This is a genomic window from Falsihalocynthiibacter sp. SS001, from assembly GCF_042445055.1.
In the GTDB taxonomy this organism is placed as follows: Bacteria; Pseudomonadota; Alphaproteobacteria; order Rhodobacterales; family Rhodobacteraceae; genus Falsihalocynthiibacter.
In genome coordinates this window covers 2256806-2275955 of sequence record NZ_CP170339.1, presented here as the reverse complement: position 1 = coordinate 2275955, position 19150 = coordinate 2256806, and the positions used below count along the sequence as shown (strand labels likewise).

The 19150-nt window shown below is 53.9% G+C and carries 17 protein-coding genes; 9 read left to right on the top strand and 8 right to left on the bottom strand.

All coding sequences use genetic code 11. The features are described from left to right. Positions 1–72: 72 nt before the first annotated feature. The 5 genes from ppdK (at position 73) to glmM (ending at position 6856) form a co-directional block, all read left to right on the top strand. The gene (gene ppdK / locus ACFE33_RS10890) at positions 73–2649 is read left to right on the top strand and encodes a pyruvate, phosphate dikinase (protein ID WP_380053206.1); all 2577 of its coding nucleotides are present in this window, start codon (positions 73–75) and stop codon (positions 2647–2649) included. 200 nt (positions 2650–2849) lie between these two features. Further along, complete coding sequence (locus ACFE33_RS10885; protein ID WP_380053204.1) at positions 2850–3536, top strand: cell wall hydrolase; 687 nt, start codon at positions 2850–2852, stop codon at positions 3534–3536. Positions 3537–3618: 82 nt separating this feature from the next. After that, entirely contained in the window at positions 3619–4509 is an 891-nt protein-coding gene (locus ACFE33_RS10880; RefSeq protein ID WP_380053202.1) for a dihydroneopterin aldolase, read from the top strand. Further along, positions 4509–5501, top strand: coding sequence for a dihydropteroate synthase (gene folP / locus ACFE33_RS10875; protein ID WP_380053200.1), 993 nt, complete (start codon positions 4509–4511; stop codon positions 5499–5501). Before ACFE33_RS10880 ends, folP begins: the two co-directional genes overlap by 1 nt. Before the next feature lie 14 nt (positions 5502–5515). Continuing rightward, the gene (gene glmM / locus ACFE33_RS10870; RefSeq protein ID WP_380053198.1) at positions 5516–6856 is read left to right on the top strand and encodes a phosphoglucosamine mutase; all 1341 of its coding nucleotides are present in this window, start codon (positions 5516–5518) and stop codon (positions 6854–6856) included. On the opposite strand, the gene ACFE33_RS10865 is transcribed toward glmM, so the two are convergent. Together ACFE33_RS10865 and ilvC are read right to left on the bottom strand one after the other, a co-directional pair. Then, complete coding sequence (locus ACFE33_RS10865; protein WP_380053196.1) at positions 6853–7752, bottom strand: DMT family transporter; 900 nt, start codon at positions 7750–7752, stop codon at positions 6853–6855. The two genes, glmM and ACFE33_RS10865, sit on opposite strands and share 4 nt — an antisense overlap. A 63-nt stretch (positions 7753–7815) precedes the next feature. Then, complete coding sequence (ilvC, locus tag ACFE33_RS10860) at positions 7816–8838, bottom strand: ketol-acid reductoisomerase (RefSeq protein ID WP_380053193.1); 1023 nt, start codon at positions 8836–8838, stop codon at positions 7816–7818. Positions 8839–8974: 136 nt separating this feature from the next. Here ilvC and ACFE33_RS10855 point away from each other — a divergent pair, with 136 nt between their 5' ends. Both ACFE33_RS10855 and ACFE33_RS10850 read left to right on the top strand, forming a co-directional pair. After that, on the top strand, positions 8975–9433 hold the full coding sequence (locus ACFE33_RS10855) for an Lrp/AsnC family transcriptional regulator (RefSeq protein ID WP_380053191.1): 459 nt from the start codon (positions 8975–8977) through the stop codon (positions 9431–9433). After that, entirely contained in the window at positions 9430–9888 is a 459-nt protein-coding gene (locus ACFE33_RS10850; protein ID WP_380053189.1) for an Lrp/AsnC family transcriptional regulator, read from the top strand. The genes ACFE33_RS10855 and ACFE33_RS10850 overlap by 4 nt, the downstream gene beginning before the upstream one ends. Here the strand turns inward: ACFE33_RS10850 and ACFE33_RS10845 are convergent. Together ACFE33_RS10845 and ACFE33_RS10840 are read right to left on the bottom strand one after the other, a co-directional pair. Next, a complete protein-coding gene (locus ACFE33_RS10845; RefSeq protein ID WP_380053187.1) occupies positions 9885–11084 on the bottom strand; it encodes a UbiH/UbiF family hydroxylase in 1200 nt (399 codons plus the stop codon). The two genes, ACFE33_RS10850 and ACFE33_RS10845, sit on opposite strands and share 4 nt — an antisense overlap. A 41-nt stretch (positions 11085–11125) precedes the next feature. Then, positions 11126–11779, bottom strand: coding sequence for a pyrimidine 5'-nucleotidase (locus tag ACFE33_RS10840; RefSeq protein ID WP_380053185.1), 654 nt, complete (start codon positions 11777–11779; stop codon positions 11126–11128). 93 nt (positions 11780–11872) lie between these two features. On the opposite strand from ACFE33_RS10840, the gene ACFE33_RS10835 reads away from it, so the two are divergent. After that, positions 11873–12523 carry a GntR family transcriptional regulator gene (locus ACFE33_RS10835; RefSeq protein WP_380053183.1) on the top strand — a complete coding sequence of 217 codons (651 nt, stop codon included), beginning with the start codon at positions 11873–11875 and terminating at the stop codon, positions 12521–12523. On the opposite strand, the gene ACFE33_RS10830 is transcribed toward ACFE33_RS10835, so the two are convergent. Both ACFE33_RS10830 and carA read right to left on the bottom strand, forming a co-directional pair. Continuing rightward, on the bottom strand, positions 12510–14438 hold the full coding sequence (locus ACFE33_RS10830; RefSeq protein ID WP_380053181.1) for a glycosyltransferase: 1929 nt from the start codon (positions 14436–14438) through the stop codon (positions 12510–12512). The genes ACFE33_RS10835 and ACFE33_RS10830 overlap by 14 nt on opposite strands. Positions 14439–14514: 76 nt before the next feature. Further along, a complete protein-coding gene (gene carA, locus ACFE33_RS10825) occupies positions 14515–15681 on the bottom strand; it encodes a glutamine-hydrolyzing carbamoyl-phosphate synthase small subunit (RefSeq protein ID WP_380053179.1) in 1167 nt (388 codons plus the stop codon). Between the two features lie 197 nt (positions 15682–15878). On the opposite strand from carA, the gene ACFE33_RS10820 reads away from it, so the two are divergent. After that, a complete protein-coding gene (locus ACFE33_RS10820) occupies positions 15879–16337 on the top strand; it encodes a GatB/YqeY domain-containing protein (protein ID WP_380053178.1) in 459 nt (152 codons plus the stop codon). A 510-nt stretch (positions 16338–16847) separates the two neighbouring features. Here the strand turns inward: ACFE33_RS10820 and ACFE33_RS10815 are convergent. Further along, entirely contained in the window at positions 16848–18521 is a 1674-nt protein-coding gene (locus ACFE33_RS10815) for a cytochrome c oxidase subunit 1 (protein WP_380053176.1), read from the bottom strand. Between the two features lie 155 nt (positions 18522–18676). Next, positions 18677–19096 (bottom strand): c-type cytochrome, encoded by a 420-nt coding sequence (locus tag ACFE33_RS10810; RefSeq protein WP_380053174.1) that lies wholly within the window; start codon positions 19094–19096, stop codon positions 18677–18679. Between the last annotated feature and the right edge of the window lie 54 nt (positions 19097–19150).

Genomic DNA, 19150 nt, shown 5'->3' with positions numbered 1-19150 from the left:
CACGCCTCTATGCTTGTCAGCCTTCCATGAGGCGCTATTCTCTTGGAAAGAGGGAGTGCTGCGGTGCAGAAAATGGCTGGGTTATCAGAGTACACGCTTATCACGCCGACCGCGGGCATTTCCGTTGATGCGCATGGTGGACGTGCGAAATGTTTGCAGCGGTTGGTGCGTTTGGATATGCCCGTGCCGCGCACGCTTGCGCTCTCGTTTGATGTTGTTGCGGGGATTGCCGCGGGCGCAATGCCGGACACTTCCGCGATCATGCGGGAGTTTGCCGAGGGAGCGCTTATCTCGGTAAGGCCGAGTTCAGAAGACCCCGATTGGGGTGGTCCTCGTGCGGTTCTGAATATCGGGATGAATGACGAACGCCACGCGCAGTTCGTTGAGCAGGAAGGCCGCGCAAGCGCTAATGCGCTGTATTTACGCTTTATTCATGCCTATGCGATTTACGTTGCCCGTCTCGATCCCGATATGTTTGAGGATATCTCGATCCATGCCGGCGATCCCGATGGGGATAAGGCGCTAAAGGATGCGTTGCAGGCATACGAAGACGAAACAGACGAAGTATTCCCTCAGGATCCGGCGCGGCAACTCGGAGAAGTTTTGCGGTCTATGGCACGTGTTTGGACGGGGACAACCGCTCGATTGCTGCGGAGCGCAAAAGGCGCCCCTGAGAATGCGGGGCTAGGGCTTGTCGTGCAAGAAATGGCCCTCGGAATTAGCGGCGGCGTGAGTGGCTCGGGTGTCATCCAGTTTGTGGATTCTCAGACGGGTCTGCCGCAAGTCACTGGACGCTACAAGAGCCAAAGCCAAGGGCGGGATGCGCTGGCAGGCAAAGATAACGTCATGTTTTTGAACAAGGATCCGCGCGGAACGTCGCTGCAATCCCTTTTGCCGGATCAGTTCGATCAACTCTTGAAGGACGGCGAACTCATGCGGCGGCGCCTGCGTGAGGAAATGCAGATCGAGTTCACCATCGAAGAGGGCGTGCTCTCGATACTGGATGCCGTGCGTGTTCAACGTAGTGCGCGCGCTGCATTGCGGATCGTGGTGGATTTGGCGCGTGATGGGGTTATTTCGCGAGAAGAAGCCTTAACGCGTCTGAATCCGCATTCCCTTACCGAACTGCTTCATCCACAAGTCGATCCGAGTGTGAAGCGTGACACCATCGCAAGAGGTATCGGCGCCAGTCCAGGTGCGGCGATTGGTAAGATCGTGTTCTCGGCAACTGCGGCGCAGCACGCGGCGGCTAAGGGCGAGTCGGTCATACTTTTGCGGCGTGAGACCTCGCCAGAGGATATTCGCGGCATGCACGCGTCGGTCGCCGTCGTGACGGAAAAAGGCGGAATGACGAGCCATGCGGCGGTGATCGCGCGCGGGCTTGGCTTGCCCTGTATTGTCGGGGCGCATGGGCTCAAGATCAACACGCGCAAGAAAACGTTAGTTACTGACGATAAACGTCATTTCTCCGAAGGGGATGAGCTGACGGTTGATGGCTCTTTGGGCGAAGTCCTTGCAGGGCCTGCGAAATTGTTGGACGCGGCGCTCGATGATGCGTTTACAACCTTGTTGGATTGGGCGGATGATGTGCGTGACATTGATGTGCGCGCCAATGCCGACACGCCGTCCGATGCTCTGACCGCGCGCCGTTTTGCCGCGCAGGGCATCGGGCTTTGCCGCACCGAGCATATGTTTTTTGAGGATGATCGCCTGACGGTGATGCGCGAGATGATCTTTGCCGATGGGGCAGAGGACAGGCGCACCGCATTGGATCGGTTGATGCCCATGCAGCGCGCCGATTTTCAGGAGTTGTTCGAGATAATGAAGGGGCAGTCGGTCTGTATCCGTCTGTTCGATCCCCCGTTGCACGAGTTTTTGCCCTCAACGCGCGAGGGCACGTTGGAATTGGCCGAAGGTTTGGACCTTCCTGTTTCAACGGTAACTGCGCGTATAGCGGCGTTGACCGAGTTTAACCCGATGCTCGGAATGCGCGGCGTGCGGCTTGGGATTACGATCCCCGAGATTTACGATATGCAAGCGCGCGCGATCTTCGAAGCGGCCGTCGAAGTGACAAAGCGTGGCGACATCGTCGTTCCCGAAATCATGATCCCGCTCGTTTCGGCGCAAAAGGAAGCTGAGCTCGTCCGCTCGCGGATTGATGCGGTTGCTGCTGCTGTACGGTATGTTGAGGGCGTCGATTTCACCTATCGTCTGGGCGTGATGGTTGAGACCCCGCGTGCGGCGCTTCGGGCGGGGGACATTGCATTGAATTCCGATTTCCTAAGCTTTGGGACCAATGACCTCACCCAGATGACGTATGGACTTTCGCGCGACGATGCGGCGCGATTCATGTCGGAATACGTGAAACAGGGCGTTTTTGCCGAAGATCCGTTCCATGTGTTGGATACAGATGGTGTAGGCGAGCTTTTGATGATTGGCGCTGAGCGTGGACGCGCGGCTCGCCCACAGGTTGTTTTGAGCATTTGTGGCGAGCATGGGGGCAACCCAGAATCAATCGCATTTTGCCGCCAGGCGGGATTCGATTATGTCTCGTGTTCGCCGTATCGCGTTCCGGTGGCGCGCCTCGCTGCGGCACAATTGGCGGTTGCAGACGGCCTCAAGTTGAGAACGATAACTGGATCTAAGTAGCTGAAACTAAATATTTATTTTTAATGCATGAGTGGGCGTGAAAAATCTCCCGCCGCGCCCGAACTTGGGCGTGTATCGGCACAAAACTCCGTGAAAATTGCAGGGGGGTGGACAACTTGAGCCAGATGGCCTAATTCAGCGCCCCGTCAGAGCCGTGGGGGCTGCTGGCCCATGTCCGTGGGTTGAAAAAAGGTGTCTGAATGTTTGTTCGAAGACTGACTTTGTCGAGGCTACTCGCTTCGACCACTGCTAATCTTAAACCCAAACTATCGGGTGCTATCTTGTCAATATTGGTGGCAACACCAAGTATAGCGCTTGATAGCTATACAGGTACTAAAACAGCACCAGCGGCTTCTATGCAAGACGAAATGAAGCGTTGGTCCAATAATTTTTCAATTGGCGAGCTGGTAACGCTTCCTGACGAAGATTTTGAATACAGCAAGGACTGGTTAGCCCGCCAAGAAGAGGCTTCGGGTGATGAACAATGGGAATGTTTGAGCGAGGCGCTGTATTTTGAGGCACGCGGCGAAAGCGTAAAAGGGCAGTTTGCCGTCGCCGAAGTTATCCTGAACCGCGTCGAGAGCCCGCTTTACCCAGATTCGATTTGCAAAGTTGTAAATCAAGGGACCGGCCGCAAATACCAGTGTCAGTTCACATACACCTGTGACGGCAAAAAAGAGATCTACAAAGAAAAGAAGGCGCAAAAGAGCACTCAGAAAATCGCCGCCGCCCTGATCGCCGGTGATGCACCGCGCGCGTTGACTGAAGGGGCAACACATTATCACACCAAAGCTGTTAGCCCGTCATGGTCGCGTCGCTTCTTTAAGGTGGTGACGATTGGGGTTCACCATTTCTATCGCCAGCCCGGCAGCGGCACCAATAGTTAACGCCTATTCCGAAAAGTCGGAAAAATGCTGGTTTGCCCGAGAGTTGCGATATAAACAGCGAGCAACTAGCGAGGGGCGGCCAATGAGCGTTACAGCCAGCACAGATTTTCAACATCCGCTTCGGCGTTCTATTGCTCTCAGACCTGATGGGATTCGAGACCGCATATCTGTGCGCGATCACATCGTCGAGGTTGAGATTGGCGCGTTTGAGGTCGAGCGTTCGGTGACGCAACGCTTGTCGTTTAACGTGGTCGTCGAGGTCGCGGATGTGGATATGCCGCTTGATGATGACGTGGATAAAATCCTTTCCTACGATCGGGTGACAGACGCAATCACGCAGGCGCTGGATCATGCTAGGGTTAACCTATTGGAAACCTTGGCTCAGGATATCGCGGAGCGTGTTCTTGCGGCTCCTCAGGCGCTGCGCGTTTTTGTACGGATTGAGAAGCTCGATCGCGGAGCGGGCAATCTGGGGGTTGAGGTTGTCCGCGAAACTCAGGGCAAAGCCGAACAGCACTCGGATTGGATCGGTCTAGCGCCATTGATCGTGGTTGCTACGCCCACTTTGGACCTCGCGGGATGGCTGCCGACCTTCCAACAACATGCGCGGCCTGTCTTGCTGTTACCCGCCGCACCGCTCGAGTTCACGAAAACTGCCGACCAGACCTCAAATGTGCGTCTAGCGCTCTTGGCGTATGATGCGGCAGCGTGGTCGCTTGCGGCGCAAAACGCGGAGATTGGCGTAGTCGGGAGCCGGACCGAAATGGAGTGGGGCTTTGGTCAAGGGCGTGTCAATGTATGGGCGCCGATGAAACAGGTGCTCGATAGCCCGACGCCGCCACAAAGTCACGATGCGCAATCACTCGCGGAATGGATGGCGCGTGGGAATGGCGAGGGCGTTGTTGGTATTGGGTGTAAAGTGGGGCAAGAAATTGCTTCGAATGGGTATGCTCAGTTTCTGGAAATTGCCTGATGACGTATTTTCGCGCACTTCCGCAGGTTGCTCGGCCCATCCCCGAAGGCGCATATCAGCTCGCGGGGGGCTGGTGCTGGTTTGATCGGTTGGAGGTTCTGGATCGCAGCGGCCGATCCGAAATCATCGCCGCCAAAGAAGCGCCCGAAGAAGTACTAAAAGAGCTAACGGGTAAACGTCCCCGCGTTGCTGGCATGAGCATGTCCGAACCAAATACAATGGGCATACTTAATGTTACGCCAGACAGCTTCTCGGACGGCGGGCTTTTTGACACGACCCCATCGGCCGCCAAACAAGCCAAAGAGATGATTGCCCATGGCGTTCAAATCGTCGATATCGGCGGAGAGTCAACGCGCCCCGGTGCTCAGGAGGTCAAGGCCGATCAGGAAATCGAACGTGTCGTTCCCGCGATTCATGCTGTGCGCGTCCAGAGCGATGTGCCGATTTCGATCGATACGCGTAAAGCCGCCGTTGCCAAAGCCGCACTGAACGCAGGGGCCAATCTGGTAAATGATGTGTCTGCGTTGAGCTATGACCCCGCCTTGGCGGGTGCGGTCGCGGATAGTGGTGCACCTGTTTGCCTGATGCACGCGCAGGGGAATCCCCAAACTATGCAGGCTAACCCACAGTACGATAACGTGGTGCTTGATGTGTATGATTATCTGCTGGACCGAATTAAGTTCGCCGCACAAGCAGGTATTTCAAAAGAAAAAATCGTTGTTGATCCTGGTATAGGTTTCGGAAAAACAGCGGAGCATAATTTGGCGCTCTTGCACCGAATAAGCATTTTCCATTCCCTTGGTTGCCCGATCCTCCTAGGTGCTTCACGGAAGAAATTCGTGGGCACAATATCCGGCGAACCGTATGCAAAAGAGCGCGTCGGCGGATCTTTGGCTATTGCGCTGAACGCCTATGCTCAGGGGGTTCAGATTCTGCGGGTCCATGATACAAAAGAAACAACACAGGCCCTGCGGCTTGCTCAAGAATTATAAGTAAAGGCAGAGAAATGGGTAAACTATTTGGCACAGACGGTGTGCGTGGTCGGGCGAACTCCTATCCCATGACAGCCGAAGTCGCATTGAAGCTTGGCGCCGCCGCGGGGCGTTATTTCCGAACCGATGGCCAAAACCGCCATCGCGTTGTGATCGGCAAGGATACGCGGCTCTCGGGCTATATGCTGGAGAATGCGCTGACGGCGGGCCTTACGAGCACTGGAATGAATGTGTTGCTTCTTGGGCCGGTACCGACGCCTGCCGTGGGATATCTGACGCGCTCGATGCGTGCGGATCTTGGGATCATGATTTCGGCGAGCCACAATCCGCACCACGATAACGGCATCAAGTTTTTTGGGCCAGACGGGTTCAAGCTTTCGGATGAGGCTCAAGATCAGATTGAGGAAATCCTCCAGAGCGAAATCCTGCCCGCCCAGCCCGATAATATCGGCCGCGCAAAGCGTATCGACGATGGGCGCGGGCGCTATGTGGAGTATGCCAAAACGACGTTCCCCGCGCGTGGCAAACTTTCGGGCCTTAAGGTCGTTGTGGACTGTGCGAACGGGGCGGCATATCGCGCTGCGCCAGAGGTGCTCTGGGAGTTGGGTGCAGAAGTGATACCGATTGGGGTTGATCCGAACGGTTTTAATATCAACGAGAATTGCGGCTCAACCCATCCCGAAGCTGCGGCCAAGGCTGTGGTGGAGCACGGTGCCGATCTGGGTATCTGTCTGGATGGGGACGCAGACCGCGTGATGATTATAGACGAGAAGGGCGTGGTCGCCGATGGTGATCAGATTATGGCCTTGCTCGCCGCACGTTGGGCTATTGAAGGGCGACTTGTCGGATCTACGCTTGTATCGACCGTTATGTCGAACCTTGGCCTTGAGCATTTCCTAAAAGCGCGAGGTATTGAACTTCTCCGCACTGCCGTTGGTGACCGCTATGTCGTCGAAGCGATGCGCGCTGGTGGGTTTAATCTGGGCGGTGAGCAATCGGGGCATATCGTCATGACGGACTATGCTACAACTGGTGACGGTCTTATCGCTGGGTTACAATTCCTCGCTGAAATGGCGCAAACCGAAGAGAAGGCCAGCACGCTTACCCAAAACTTCGAGCCGGTGCCGCAATTGTTGAAGAACGTAAAGTTTTCGGGCGAAATTGATCCCCTATCCACAGATAAAGTCGCAAATGCGATAGCTGGCGGTGAGGAAGCCTTGGCAAATACCGGGCGATTGGTAATACGAAAATCGGGTACAGAACCGCTTATTCGCGTGATGGGCGAGGATGAAGACGAGGCACGTCTACGCAATGTTGTCGATGACATTGTCGGCGCCATCAAAGATGTAACTTAGGCGCGCCACTTCTGGCTGATTGCGACGCCAATCAGAATTAGCGCAAGCGCGGGAAGCAACATCGGCGGCATCGTTTCATTAAGCAGTGTGACGCCGAAAATAACCGACCACACGGGAACCATATAATTGGACAGCCCGAGAAAGCTCGGGCCAGCTTCACGTGCTACTGCCACCAAAAGGAGTGTTGTGAGTGCCGTTGGTACGACGCCCAAGTACACGACACTCAGAAGTGGGATTGTCGGAAACTTTTGGGGGACGCCGTCGAACCAGAGGGCGACGATTAGGGCAGTGACAGACGCCATGAGCATCGCCGCGGCGCTAAAGCTTTTGTAGGGCACGGGCGGGCAAACACGCGTCACAATTGAACCGCACGCATAAGAAACGGCGGTGAGGAGGCACGCGAGTCGGCCCCACGTCTCAAGCGAATTGCCAGATGAAACGAAGGCATTTTGCCCAACCAATAGAAATACACCTGCAAATCCAATCGCGAATCCTGTTGCCTTGCGCGGCGTAAGGCGGTCTCCCTCGACGAAGAAATGGGCAAGCGGAAGCACCATGAGCGGTACCGCTGCCATTGATACACCTGCGAATCCCGATGTCACATAGGCTTGCCCCCATGCAAGTAACGTGAAGGGTAAGGCGTTGGAAAGTATGCCAAAACAGAACGCGCAGAGCCAAATTGCTCCTGCTCTTGGGCCTTCGAGTGAGGGAAGGCCGCTGCCAGAAATCAGGGTGACGATCATCAATACAATCGCCGCAACGGTCACGCGGATTGCGCCGACCCAGAGTGCAGAGAAACCTGTGATCGCGATTTCGATCACCATGAAGGACGCGCCCCAGATTACGCCCAAGAGCGCAATTCTTATCCAGTTTTTGGCGCCAGCCTGTGCAAGCATATGTCCTCCCGAAACAAAAAAGGGCGCCTCAGTGGGCGCCCTTTCCCGACGATCAATTGTAGATCAGTTCTTTTCTTGGTCCACAAGTTTGCCTGCAGAAATCCAAGGCATCATGCCGCGAAGTTTTGCGCCTACTTCTTCGATTTGGTGCTCGTCGTTCAGGCGACGTGTGCCTTTGAAGAACGGCTGGCCAACCGCGTTTTCGAGCATAAAGTCGCGCACGAATTTACCAGTTTGGATGTCTGTTAGAACACCTTTCATTGCCGCTTTTGTTTCTTCGTAAGGAAGAACGCGTGGGCCGGACACATACTCGCCGTACTCCGCAGTGTTGGAGATCGAGTAGTTCATGTTTGCGATGCCGCCTTCATAGATCAGGTCAACAATGAGTTTTGTCTCGTGCAAGCACTCAAAGTAAGCCATTTCAGGTGCGTAACCAGCTTCAACAAGTGTTTCAAAGCCCATGCGGATAAGCTCAACGATACCGCCGCAGAGAACTGCTTGCTCACCAAAGAGGTCGGTTTCGCACTCTTCGCGGAAGTTGGTTTCGATGATGCCAGAGCGACCGCCACCAATTGCCGAGCAGTAGGAGAGGCCGATTTCAAGAGCTTTGCCAGTAGCGTCATTGTCAACAGCAACAAGGCAAGGAACGCCGCCGCCTTTTACGTATTCGCCGCGAACAGTGTGACCCGGACCTTTTGGAGCCATCATGATCACGTCGACACCTTCTTTAGGCTCGATCAGACCAAAGTGAACGTTCAAGCCGTGTGCAAACGCGATGGCAGAACCAGGTTTGATGTTGTCGTGAACGTATTTTTTGTATGTCTCTGCCTGAAGTTCATCGGGCATTGTGAACATAATAACGTCACACCACGCAGCCGCCTCTGCAATGCCCATAACTTTGAGGCCTTCTGCTTCAGCTTTTTTCTGCGAAGCGGAGCCTTCACGAAGGGCAACAACAAGGTTTTTGGCGCCAGAGTCGCGCAGGTTGAGCGCGTGCGCGTGACCTTGCGAGCCATATCCGAGGATGGCTACTTTTTTGTCTTTGATCAGGTTAATGTCGCAATCGCGATCATAGTAAACGCGCATGTTGGCGCTCCTTCTGGTTTGTTAAACTTTCTCGGCGAAAATAGCGTGAATAGGTTGGATACACTTTTTAAATTTCGTATATTTTGAGAAATATTCGCTAAAACTATTCGCGTTTTGGTAAGATAGTGGTGATTTTATGCTAATCGATGAGGATGCACGCAGGATTCTGCGACAGTTCCAAGCAGACCCGAACCTATCCATGGCCGAACTGGCGGAGAAATCCGGCCTGACGGCGGGAACATGCGCGCGTCGCCTTGAGAAACTAAGAGAGGCGGACATTTATCAAGGTGTGCAGGCGGTCATTAACTGGGCAGCGTTGGGATATACCGTCGAGGTTTCGCTGCGCGTTACACTGGATAAAACCCAATCCCGTGCATTCGACGAGTTCATAGAAGAAGCGCGTAAAATTCCGGAAATATCTGAAATACATACGTTTCTTGGCCGTGTTGATGTACGGTTGGCGATTTTGGCCAGAGATATGGCGCATTATCAGGAAATCTATAAGACCCGTATTCTGACCCTGCCGCATATCGCAGACATTGAGGCGCTGATGCAGGTATCCGCGATCAAATCATCCGAGGAGTTGCCGCTTTGATCGACCTAGATGAAATCGACCGAGAGATTCTGCGTACGCTGGCGCGGGATGCGCAACAGTCGGCTGGTGCATTAGGCAAGAGATTCGGCCTCTCTCAGCCCGCGATGTGGCGTCGGATTAAGCGGCTAGAGGACGCAAAAATCATTATAGGTAAACGACTTGTGCTAAACCGCGAGGCGCTTGGCTTTGGTGTGACAGTGTTTCTTGGTGTGAAGTTGGCAACCAAGGGGCGCGTAAGTCTGGAGGATTTTGAGCGCGCGGTAACGGCGATTCCAGAGGTTCAGACTGTGCACCACGTTCTTGGGTTATATGACTATCGCCTGCGTGTTGTTGCGCGGGATCTTGCGGATTTTGAGCGTGTTTTGCGCCGACGTGTGATGACATTGCCCGGAATTGGGGACGTCGAAGCGAACGTCCTGTTGAGCGAAGAACGCAGACCTGGTCCGATTGGTTAATCCGCGCCGAGCCCCGCGCGCATGAGCGTTTTTCGGATTGGTCGCACGGAATAAAGGGTATTCAACGCACCTGCGCGAAGATCCCGCAGACCCTGTGCGCCAAACATTGATGCCCTGTTCAGCATATCGACGCCCAAGACGCGAATCTTTACCTCTCGATGCCGAACTCGATCGTATTCTTGGAGCATAGTTGCCGCGCCGAGCTCGGACGGGTTCGCAATCGCGAGATCAAGCAAGGCCCGCAAATCCCCCAAACTCATGTTCAAACCCTGTGCGCCGATTGGCGGCACCACATGCGCGGCCTCCGCCATCAGGGCCGTACGTTCTCCATGCATTCGCGATGCGAGCTGTCCGATGATTGGCCAAGCGGTTCTGCGCCCCTTGAGGGTTAGTGGGCCAAGCACTTGGGCTGAACGAGTTGTTATTTCTTGGTTAAACAGCTCTTCGTCTAGCGTTAACAAACGCTCAACTTCCGCAGCTTTCTCCATCCAAACAACCGCCGACATATGTATTCCGTCGGTATCGGGCAGGGGGACAAGCGTGAAGGGGCCGCCGCTTCGATGGACTTCTGTTGAAATATTTTCGTGCGGAATGTTGTGCGTTACCGTAAAAACGAGCGCCTTTTGGCCGTAACGATATGTTTTTACGGGTATTTCAAGCGCTTCGCGCACCGACGAGTTGCGTCCGTCTGCGGCAATAAGAAGTCTCGCAGAAACAGACTGCCCGTTGCTCAAGCTGACGATTGCTTCTGACACTCGCGTCAAGACACGCTCGGTTTTGACACCCGAGAGGAATGTGACATCCTCAAGTTCTTGAATTTTGGCGATAATTTCACGTCGCAGCAACCAGTTCGGCAGATTCCACCCAAAGGGCAATTCGCTAATCTCGTCAGCGTTGAAATCTTTAATAATACGAGGTTCGGGCGTTTCACCGCCCGCATCAACAATGCGCATAGTCGCAAGTGGCGCCGCGTATGGTTCCAGCCGATCCCAAAGGCCCGCGCGTTGCAATGTCTCGCGCGAAGGTTGCAGAAAAGCCGTCGTTCGCAAATCGGCTTTGGAGTTCGCTTCTTCTGTGACCGGCGGTTGCGGATCGACGCAAATAACCGAAAACCCAGCCTCGCCAAACGCTGCCGCGGCCGTAAGTCCGGCGATTCCGCCGCCTGAAATGAGAATATCTGTTTTGGCTCTGCTCATGGAGTTAATCTAGGCCGAGTTTCCGATGGCCGAAACCCCTGCTAAACCAACTGCGACAGAAAATCCGTAAGGTCGGTGGTGTGGTAATGGATGTGGTCCTCTGCGATTCCTTCAGCGGCAACGTGGACGGTTTTCATCCCCAGTTGATGCGGAGCGATAAGGTTGCGCGGATCATCCTCAAACATCGCGGCGGTGTCGGGTGTCGTTCCATCCAGCGCGAAAATCGTTTCATATGCGGAGCGCTCTGGTTTCGGACGAAAGTTCGCGTGCTCCACGCCATAGATCGCATCAAACACCCCATTCAACCCACGTGCCTCTAGGACACGTTCGGCGTAGGGGCCGGTGCCGTTGGTGTACACAATTTTGCGGCCTGGTAAGGCCTTGATATTCATCGCAAGATCGGGCGCATGTGTCATATGAGACATTGAGATTTCGTGAACATGCGTCAGATAAGGTGTCGGATCTACGTCGTGCTCGGACATTAAGCCCGTCAATGTCGTCCCGTATTTCTGCCAATAATGCTTGCGAAGGTAGTTTGCATGCTCCAACTCAACATTGAGAGCGGTCATCACGTACTCTGTCATGCGCACTTCTATTTGATCGAACAAGCGGTCCGATGGCGGGTAAAGCGTATTGTCGAGATCAAACACCCAGTGCCGCACATGGGAGAAGTCGTTTTTTGCATTTTTGGTCATGCCGACCTTGTATGGAATTGCGATTGTGACAGCAACGGGGTTGATAGAAAACCTCGCGGGGGGGTAGGGTGCAAAAACGCGGAGGGGACATTTATGAGCGAGCAAAAAAGCGGCCACAAAGACGCCTATGACCTGATACTCGGGGCGATTGATGTCGGAATTTATCGTCCGGGGGACCGGCTTGTTGAAAGCGAGTTGGCCGAGAAGTTCGGTGTTTCACGAACGCCTATTCGTGAGGCATTACAACGGCTTGAGACACAGACACTCCTGACGAGAGATGGGCGCAGTTTGATTGTCGCGTCGCTCGATCACAACCAACTCGCAGAATTATATGTTGTTCGCACGGAGCTTGAGGGTTTGGCCGCAAGGCTCGCTGCCCGACATGCCGCGCCAGAGGAAATCCGTGTGCTTCGTGATATGGTTGAGGAAGACCGCGGGTTTATCAACGATCCCGAGGCGCTGTCGCTGGCGAACCGAAGATTTCACAAGCAAATTCACCTCGCTTCCCACAACCGCTACTTGGTCCAGCAACTCGATCTTGTTCATCGCACAATGGCGCTTTTGGCGACGACTTCTCTTGCTGTTGAAGGACGAGGAGAAACCGCGCTTAACGAACACGAAGCTATTGTCGAAGCATTGGAAAAACGTGACGGAGAGGCGGCGCGTTCAGCCTTGAAAGACCATATTTCTAAGGCGTTCGAGACCCGTTTGAAGCTCGACGCGCTGAAGGTCAACTACGACTAGGCTCGGTGGGTCGTGCAAACTTAATGCGCTTTTCCTCAAAAATTCCGTGTTCGGTTTTGTCCCAATAGAAAGGGCGAACGAGCAGTTCATATAGCCCCTTATAAGAGGCGAGCGCACCGAGTGGGAAATAGAAGTGCAGTGTCGGCACCCACCAAAGCAAGTGTTTATGGCGCAGTCCCGATACCGCCATCATTCCGACCGATATTGCGAGAATTTCTGAGGTAAAGAAGAGTATGCCGAGCGCCACGATTGGGTTGTGATCAAGGATCAGATGTATGGGGTGCCCGTCCCAGAAAGGCACAAGCCAGAACGACCACAATAGAGGTGCAAGTACATATTGGCTAAGCGCTCCGAGAAAGAGGAGTTGAAAGCCAAAGAACCGCCACGCCCCAAGTTCCTGAAGCAGTTTCAAAGGGTTGCGCATGTGTACGGCCCAAGTGATCGCATACCCCTTGAGCCAGCGCGAGCGTTGTTTGATCCATGGCCACACGCGACAGTTTGCTTCTTCATAGGTCACAGTTGGGATGATCTCGGTGCGATAGCCGTGACGTGCGAGTCGCATTCCAAGATCTGCGTCCTCGGTCACGTTATGCGCATCCCAACCGCCCAATTTCTCAAGGATATTTCGTCGGAAAAACAGGGTCGTACCGCCCAACGGAATCGCGAAGCCAATACGCTGCAATCCGGGGAGGATCACTCTGAACCAAGTCGCGTATTCGACAGAGAAACATCGTGCTAGCCAGTTTGTGCGCGCGTTGTAGAAATCCAAAACACCCTGTAGGCAGGCAACTTCTTGGCCGCGTTGATGAAATGTCTGTACAACTTTATGGATTTGGCTCGGTTCAGGCGCATCTTCGGCATCATAGACGCCAATAATCGATCCTTTGCAGAAATCGAGCGCGTAGTTGAGCGCGCGCGGCTTGGTTCGTACGGCGCCTGCGGGCACATTAATAACGCGTAACCAAGATGGAAGCTCTACGTTTTCAATTGCTTGGGTGGTCGTGTGATCATCCGCTTCAACAACCAGGCAGATATCCAGCAGCTCTTTTGGGTATGACAAGCGCGTGAGGCGCGTAATTAGGTGCGACGCGATTTTGCGCTCCTTAAAGAGCGGCACCATAATTGAAACCACCGGTAGTTTCGCGATTAGTGTCGGAGGTTCGCGTCTTAGCGGCTGGGGGCGATTGCGCCTGAACTTTGACACCTGAGTTGCGGCGGCCGTGACCTTCAGTAACGTGTTGAAAATAAGGGTGATAACCGCCCAGCCGAAGAACAAGCCAATAGCCAGTTTGGGAAGGAGAAGCGTGAGGGTAAGCACACTAAGAATCGCTGCGACAGCGTATCTTTGCTTGCGAGGAGAGAGCCAGTTTCGACAGCTTTCCTCATCCTTTACACATGTTTCGGCGTTCTGGATCAATGACTTCTGGCGGATTCTCTGTAGCGCCTCAAGTATCTGCTTCTCCGCAGAGATCGTCATACGCACAGAACCAAATTCTTCTGGGAGTTCGCGCTGGAAGGCCTCAAAATCAGCGGGGCGAGCGGTGCAAACGACGGTTACCCCGCCGATACGTTTCCACGGTATGATCCGCGCTTTCAAACATGCATGAACGCCAATTTCGTCTACGAGTCTCGCATCTGGAAATTCTCTACTAAGATCAACGATTTGCGCATGCCACTGTTCTGATAGAGCCTGATAGAGGTTCTGCACGGACACCATACCGTGCGCCAGCAGAATGTCACCAAGCGGTACATCTTGGCGCGCCTGAAGCGCCAGTGCCTTAAGGATATCGCCAGAGGAAACGGTGCCGCTACGCTCAAGAATCTGGCCGATCGGCACGCGTCCGGGAACGGCCTTGGGCACATGGGTGGTGCGCCCCTCGAAGGGGGGCAGTGTCTTGAGATGTTGTTGCAGCATTGAAAAGCGAGATCCTAATTGCCCGCCAAGTATTGCTGCGAATGGTTAATGAAAAATTAACCGAATCGTTGTGATTCTATTTTTCCATCGCTTTTGCAAAGCGTTCGAACAGATAGTAGCTATCTTGTGGTCCAGGGGAGGCCTCTGGGTGGTATTGCACGGAAAACACTGGTTTTCCTTCGACACGAATACCACAATTCGATCCGTCAAAGAGCGAAACATGGGTTTCAATCACGCCCTCGGGAAGGGTTTGTGCGTCAACGGCAAAACCGTGGTTCATTGACGTAATCTCAACCTTTCCGGTGTCATGATCTTTGACAGGGTGGTTTGCGCCGTGGTGACCGTGGCTCATTTTGATCGTCTTCGCGCCAAGCGCGAGGGCGAGCATCTGGTGGCCGAGGCAGATTCCGAATACAGGGATGTCGGCCTTTAGAACCTCTTGGATCATCGGAACGGCATATTCGCCAGTTGCGGCTGGGTCGCCGGGACCGTTGGAAAGGAACACGCCATCTGGATTATGCGCGAGCACTTCTTCAGCGGTTGCAGTGGCCGGAAGGACAGTTACGTCGCAACCCGCCGAGGAAAGGCACCGCAGAATATTGCGTTTTGCACCGAAATCAATCGCCACGACTTTGTGACCAGCTTCGGTACGTTTGCCAAAGCCGTCAGGCCACGCCCAGCGTGTTTCGTTCCACGAATACGACTGCGCACAGGTAACTTCTTTGGCGAGGTCCAAGTTCTCTAGGCCCTTGAATGCACGCGCTTTTTCCACGAGGCTTTCTAGATCGAAGTTGCCATCGGGCGAGTAGGAGAGCGCAACGTGTGGGGCGCCTTGTTGCCGGATGGCGCGGGTGAGGCGGCGCGTGTCCAGACCGCCAATACCGATGCGGCCGCGCTTCTTAAGCCATACGGACAATTCTTCGGTCGCGCGCCAGTTGCTCGATTGGGTCGGGTCCCATTTGACCACCATTCCTGAGGCAACGGGATCGGCGGTTTCGTCGTCCTCTGGAGTGACGCCCGTGTTGCCGATATGAGGGAAAGTGAAGGTCACGATTTGCCCTGCGTAGGAGGGATCAGTCATGATTTCCTGATAGCCGGTCATCGCTGTGTTAAAGCATAGCTCGGCGACTGCAGTACCTTCGGCACCAAAACCGTACCCGTAAAATAGGGTCCCGTCGGCCAATGCCAAACAAGCTGTGGGTTTCGATGGAATGGGTTGAAGCGGGGCGGCAGCGGCAGACATGGGCGACTCCTTCGGCTCTTGGGACGCAAACTTGTCGGAAATTAGTGGTCAGCGCTGTTAGGGTCAAGGGGGCAGACAAAAAATAGATTATCCATAAATATCAATATCTTGTCAAAATAGACGGAGGTTGAAAGCTTTGAGCGGTCAGAGTATTGTCCGAGGTCTTAACTTTTCGGCAACCAGGGGATGGGATACCGATGGACCTGAGACTACAGATTACGACCGCCATGAAAGAGGCGATGAAGGCGAAGGAGGCTGCTCGGCTTTCTACGTTGCGCCTTATTAACGCAGCGATCAAAGACCGCGACATTGCGATGCGCGGTGAGGGCGATGATGGCGGCGTCGAAGGGGATGAGATCCTCGCCATTTTGGGCAAGATGGTAAAGCAACGTCAGGAAAGTGCGCGCGCCTATGAAGAGGGTGGGCGGCTTGAATTGGCGGAGAAAGAGCGCCAAGAGATCAAGATTATCGAAGAATTCCTGCCGCGTCAGCTTAACGAAGCCGAGGCAGAAGCCGCGGTTTCTGATGCGATTAGTGAAGTCGGCGCAGAGTCGATCCGTGACATGGGCAAAGTCATGGGCGTTCTCAAAGCGAAGTACACCGGCCAGATGGATTTCGGCCGAGTAGGGCCGCTGGTGAAGAATAAACTGGGATAAGTTTCCCATATGTTTTGCATATGATTTCTGTATGCGAATTTAACGGCGGCCAAATGGTCGCCGTTTTTCGTTTAGGCTACTCGCTCCACTGAATTACAATGTGCGCGGCATCAGCCCCTTTTTACATCCGTGGGGGTGATTACTATCGTGTGTGAACGCTTCTGCTCCGCAGGTTTTACACGACCAGCAACGCATATCACCGCGCCGACGAGATTGGCGCCAGTTACATGGTTGTGGAACGTCGCTGAGTTCCTCGTATGACGGGCGCTCGTTGCGGTTTTTCTTGCGTATCAAGAGAGTGAGAATAAACCCCACCAATAGTCCTGTTCAAAGATAATAGAAGTTTGGGCTGGTCAGAAATGTTTCGGACTCTTGCGGTCTAATCATCTTGAAATCTGCGAGCATGAGGTCTCCTAGCATAAGCTTTAATTAATATGTTAGCTTTCATGCTGGCTCAAAAAAAGCCCCGCCAGAGAACTGACGGGGCTTTGTTTTGATTATTTTCTGACCTTAGTGAGCGTGGGGCTTGTCCCAAACTTTTTGGTCAACGAGCTGTTCGAATGTGTGCTCTGGTGGTGGGCATGGGAGTGTCCATTCCAGAGTATCCGCGTACTCGTTCCAGTAGTTGTTCTCTGTTACTTTCTTGCCCCAGCGTAGGGAGTAGAACACAACGCCGATGAAGAACACGAAAGAAGCGAATGAGAGGAACGCGCCGTAGGAGCTGATTTTGTTCCAGTATGCGAATGCTTCCGGGTAGTCGATGTAGCGGCGTGGCATACCTTGGCGACCCAAGAAGTGCTGTGGGAAGAAGGTAAGGTTTGCGCCGATGAACATCATCCAGAAGTGGAGCTTACCAGCCCATTCTGGATAGTGGCGGCCAGACATTTTACCGAAGTAGAAGTAGATACCCGCAAAGATACAGAACACCGCACCAAGGCTCATCACGTAGTGGAAGTGCGCAACAACGTAGTATGTGTCGTGGTAAGCGCGGTCTACGCCAGCTTGCGAGAGAACGATACCTGTCACACCACCAACGGTGAAGAGGAACAGGAAGCCGAGCGCCCAGAGCATAGGCGTTTTGAACTCAATCGAGCCGCCCCACATGGTTGCGATCCAAGAGAAGATTTTGATCCCTGTTGGCACCGCGATAACCATTGTGGCCATCATGAAGTAGCTTTGCTGAGTGAGGGACATGCCCACGGTGTACATGTGGTGCGCCCACACAACGAAGCCGAGAACACCAATACCAACCATCGCGTAAACCATCGGAAGATAGCCGAACACAGGCTTTTTGGAGAATGTCGCGATAACGTGGGACACGATACCAAAGCCGGGAACGATGATGATGTAAACTTCCGGGTGACCAAAGAACCAAAGGATATGTTGGTAAAGAACAGGGTCACCACCGCCAGCAGGGTCAAAGAATGTCGTGCCGAAGTTCCGGTCAGTAAGAAGCATTGTGATCGCGCCAGCAAGAACAGGCAGGGCGAGAAGGATCAACCATGCGGTCACGAAGATCGACCAAGAGAACAATGGCACCTTGTGCATTGTCATGCCGGGTGTGCGCATGTTGAGGAAGGTCGTGATCATGTTGATCGCGCCGAGGATTGAGCTTGCACCGGATACGTGAACCGCGAAGATCGCGAGGTCCATGGAGAAGCCGCCTTCGGTTGTGGAGAGGGGCGGGTAAAGAACCCAGCCAACACCTGAACCAGCCTGACCGTTACCACCAGGAGCAAAGAGCGATGCAACGCCGAGGCTAACACCAGCAACATAGAGCCAGAAAGAAAGGTTGTTCAGACGTGGGAATGCCATGTCCGGTGCACCGATCTGAAGCGGCATGAAGTAGTTACCAAAGCCACCAAAGAGCGCTGGAATAACAACAAAGAACATCATCAAGACACCGTGATAGGTGATCATGACGTTCCAGAGGTGTCCGTTGGGTGTACATTCTGCTGCGGCATCCGCAATCAGGCGTGCCCCTTCGAGGCACATATACTGTACGCCCGGGTCCATAAGCTCGAGGCGCATATAAACGGTGAAGGACACCGAAATGAACCCGACCGCCGCAGCGACGAAAAGATAAAGTATGCCGATGTCTTTGTGGTTTGTAGACATAAACCAGCGGGTAAAGAAACTCCGCTCGTCGTGGTGTTCGTCGCTAGTCATAGCTGCGTCGGCCATGTCCTGCCTCCTAGTTCTGTAAATTGTTTGCCGCGCAGAGGCAGGCCCCGCGCGACGCGTTTCGCCCATGTCTTAGAGCGGTTCTGTGTGACGGGCAATCTTTCAAGACGCCTCGACGCGTATTTTTTTATCCAAAAGCGCGCTTTTTGGAACTATTAGGACTCTGGCCCCACAGATGCGAGGAAGGCTGCGACGTCTTCGCCACCCTTTTTGAGCTTAAATGTCATTTTCGATTTTGCGCCCGAATCGCCGGTAACCTCTTGGACATAGGCCCGGGGGTCGGCGACGTATTGTGCGAGGCCTTCTTCATCCCACGTCAGGCCAGCTTCGTTTGCAGCTTCAAGTCCCGAGCCATAGCGGAACCCTTCTTGTGAGCCCATCACACGGCCAATAATGCCATAAAGGTTGGGTCCGGTTTTGCCGCCTTTGAACAGAACCTCATCCTCGGATGCGATCATGTGGCAGGCTTTGCATTTCTTGAAGGCTTGTTCGCCCGCTTCTATGTCGCCTTCGGCCAATGCTGGGGACGTGACGCAGAGTGCTGCGAAGAGAGCGGCGGTATATAGTTTGGTCATAGTGTCCTCATTATGGTTGAACGATTGATTGCAACTATAACACAGGGAATCGAC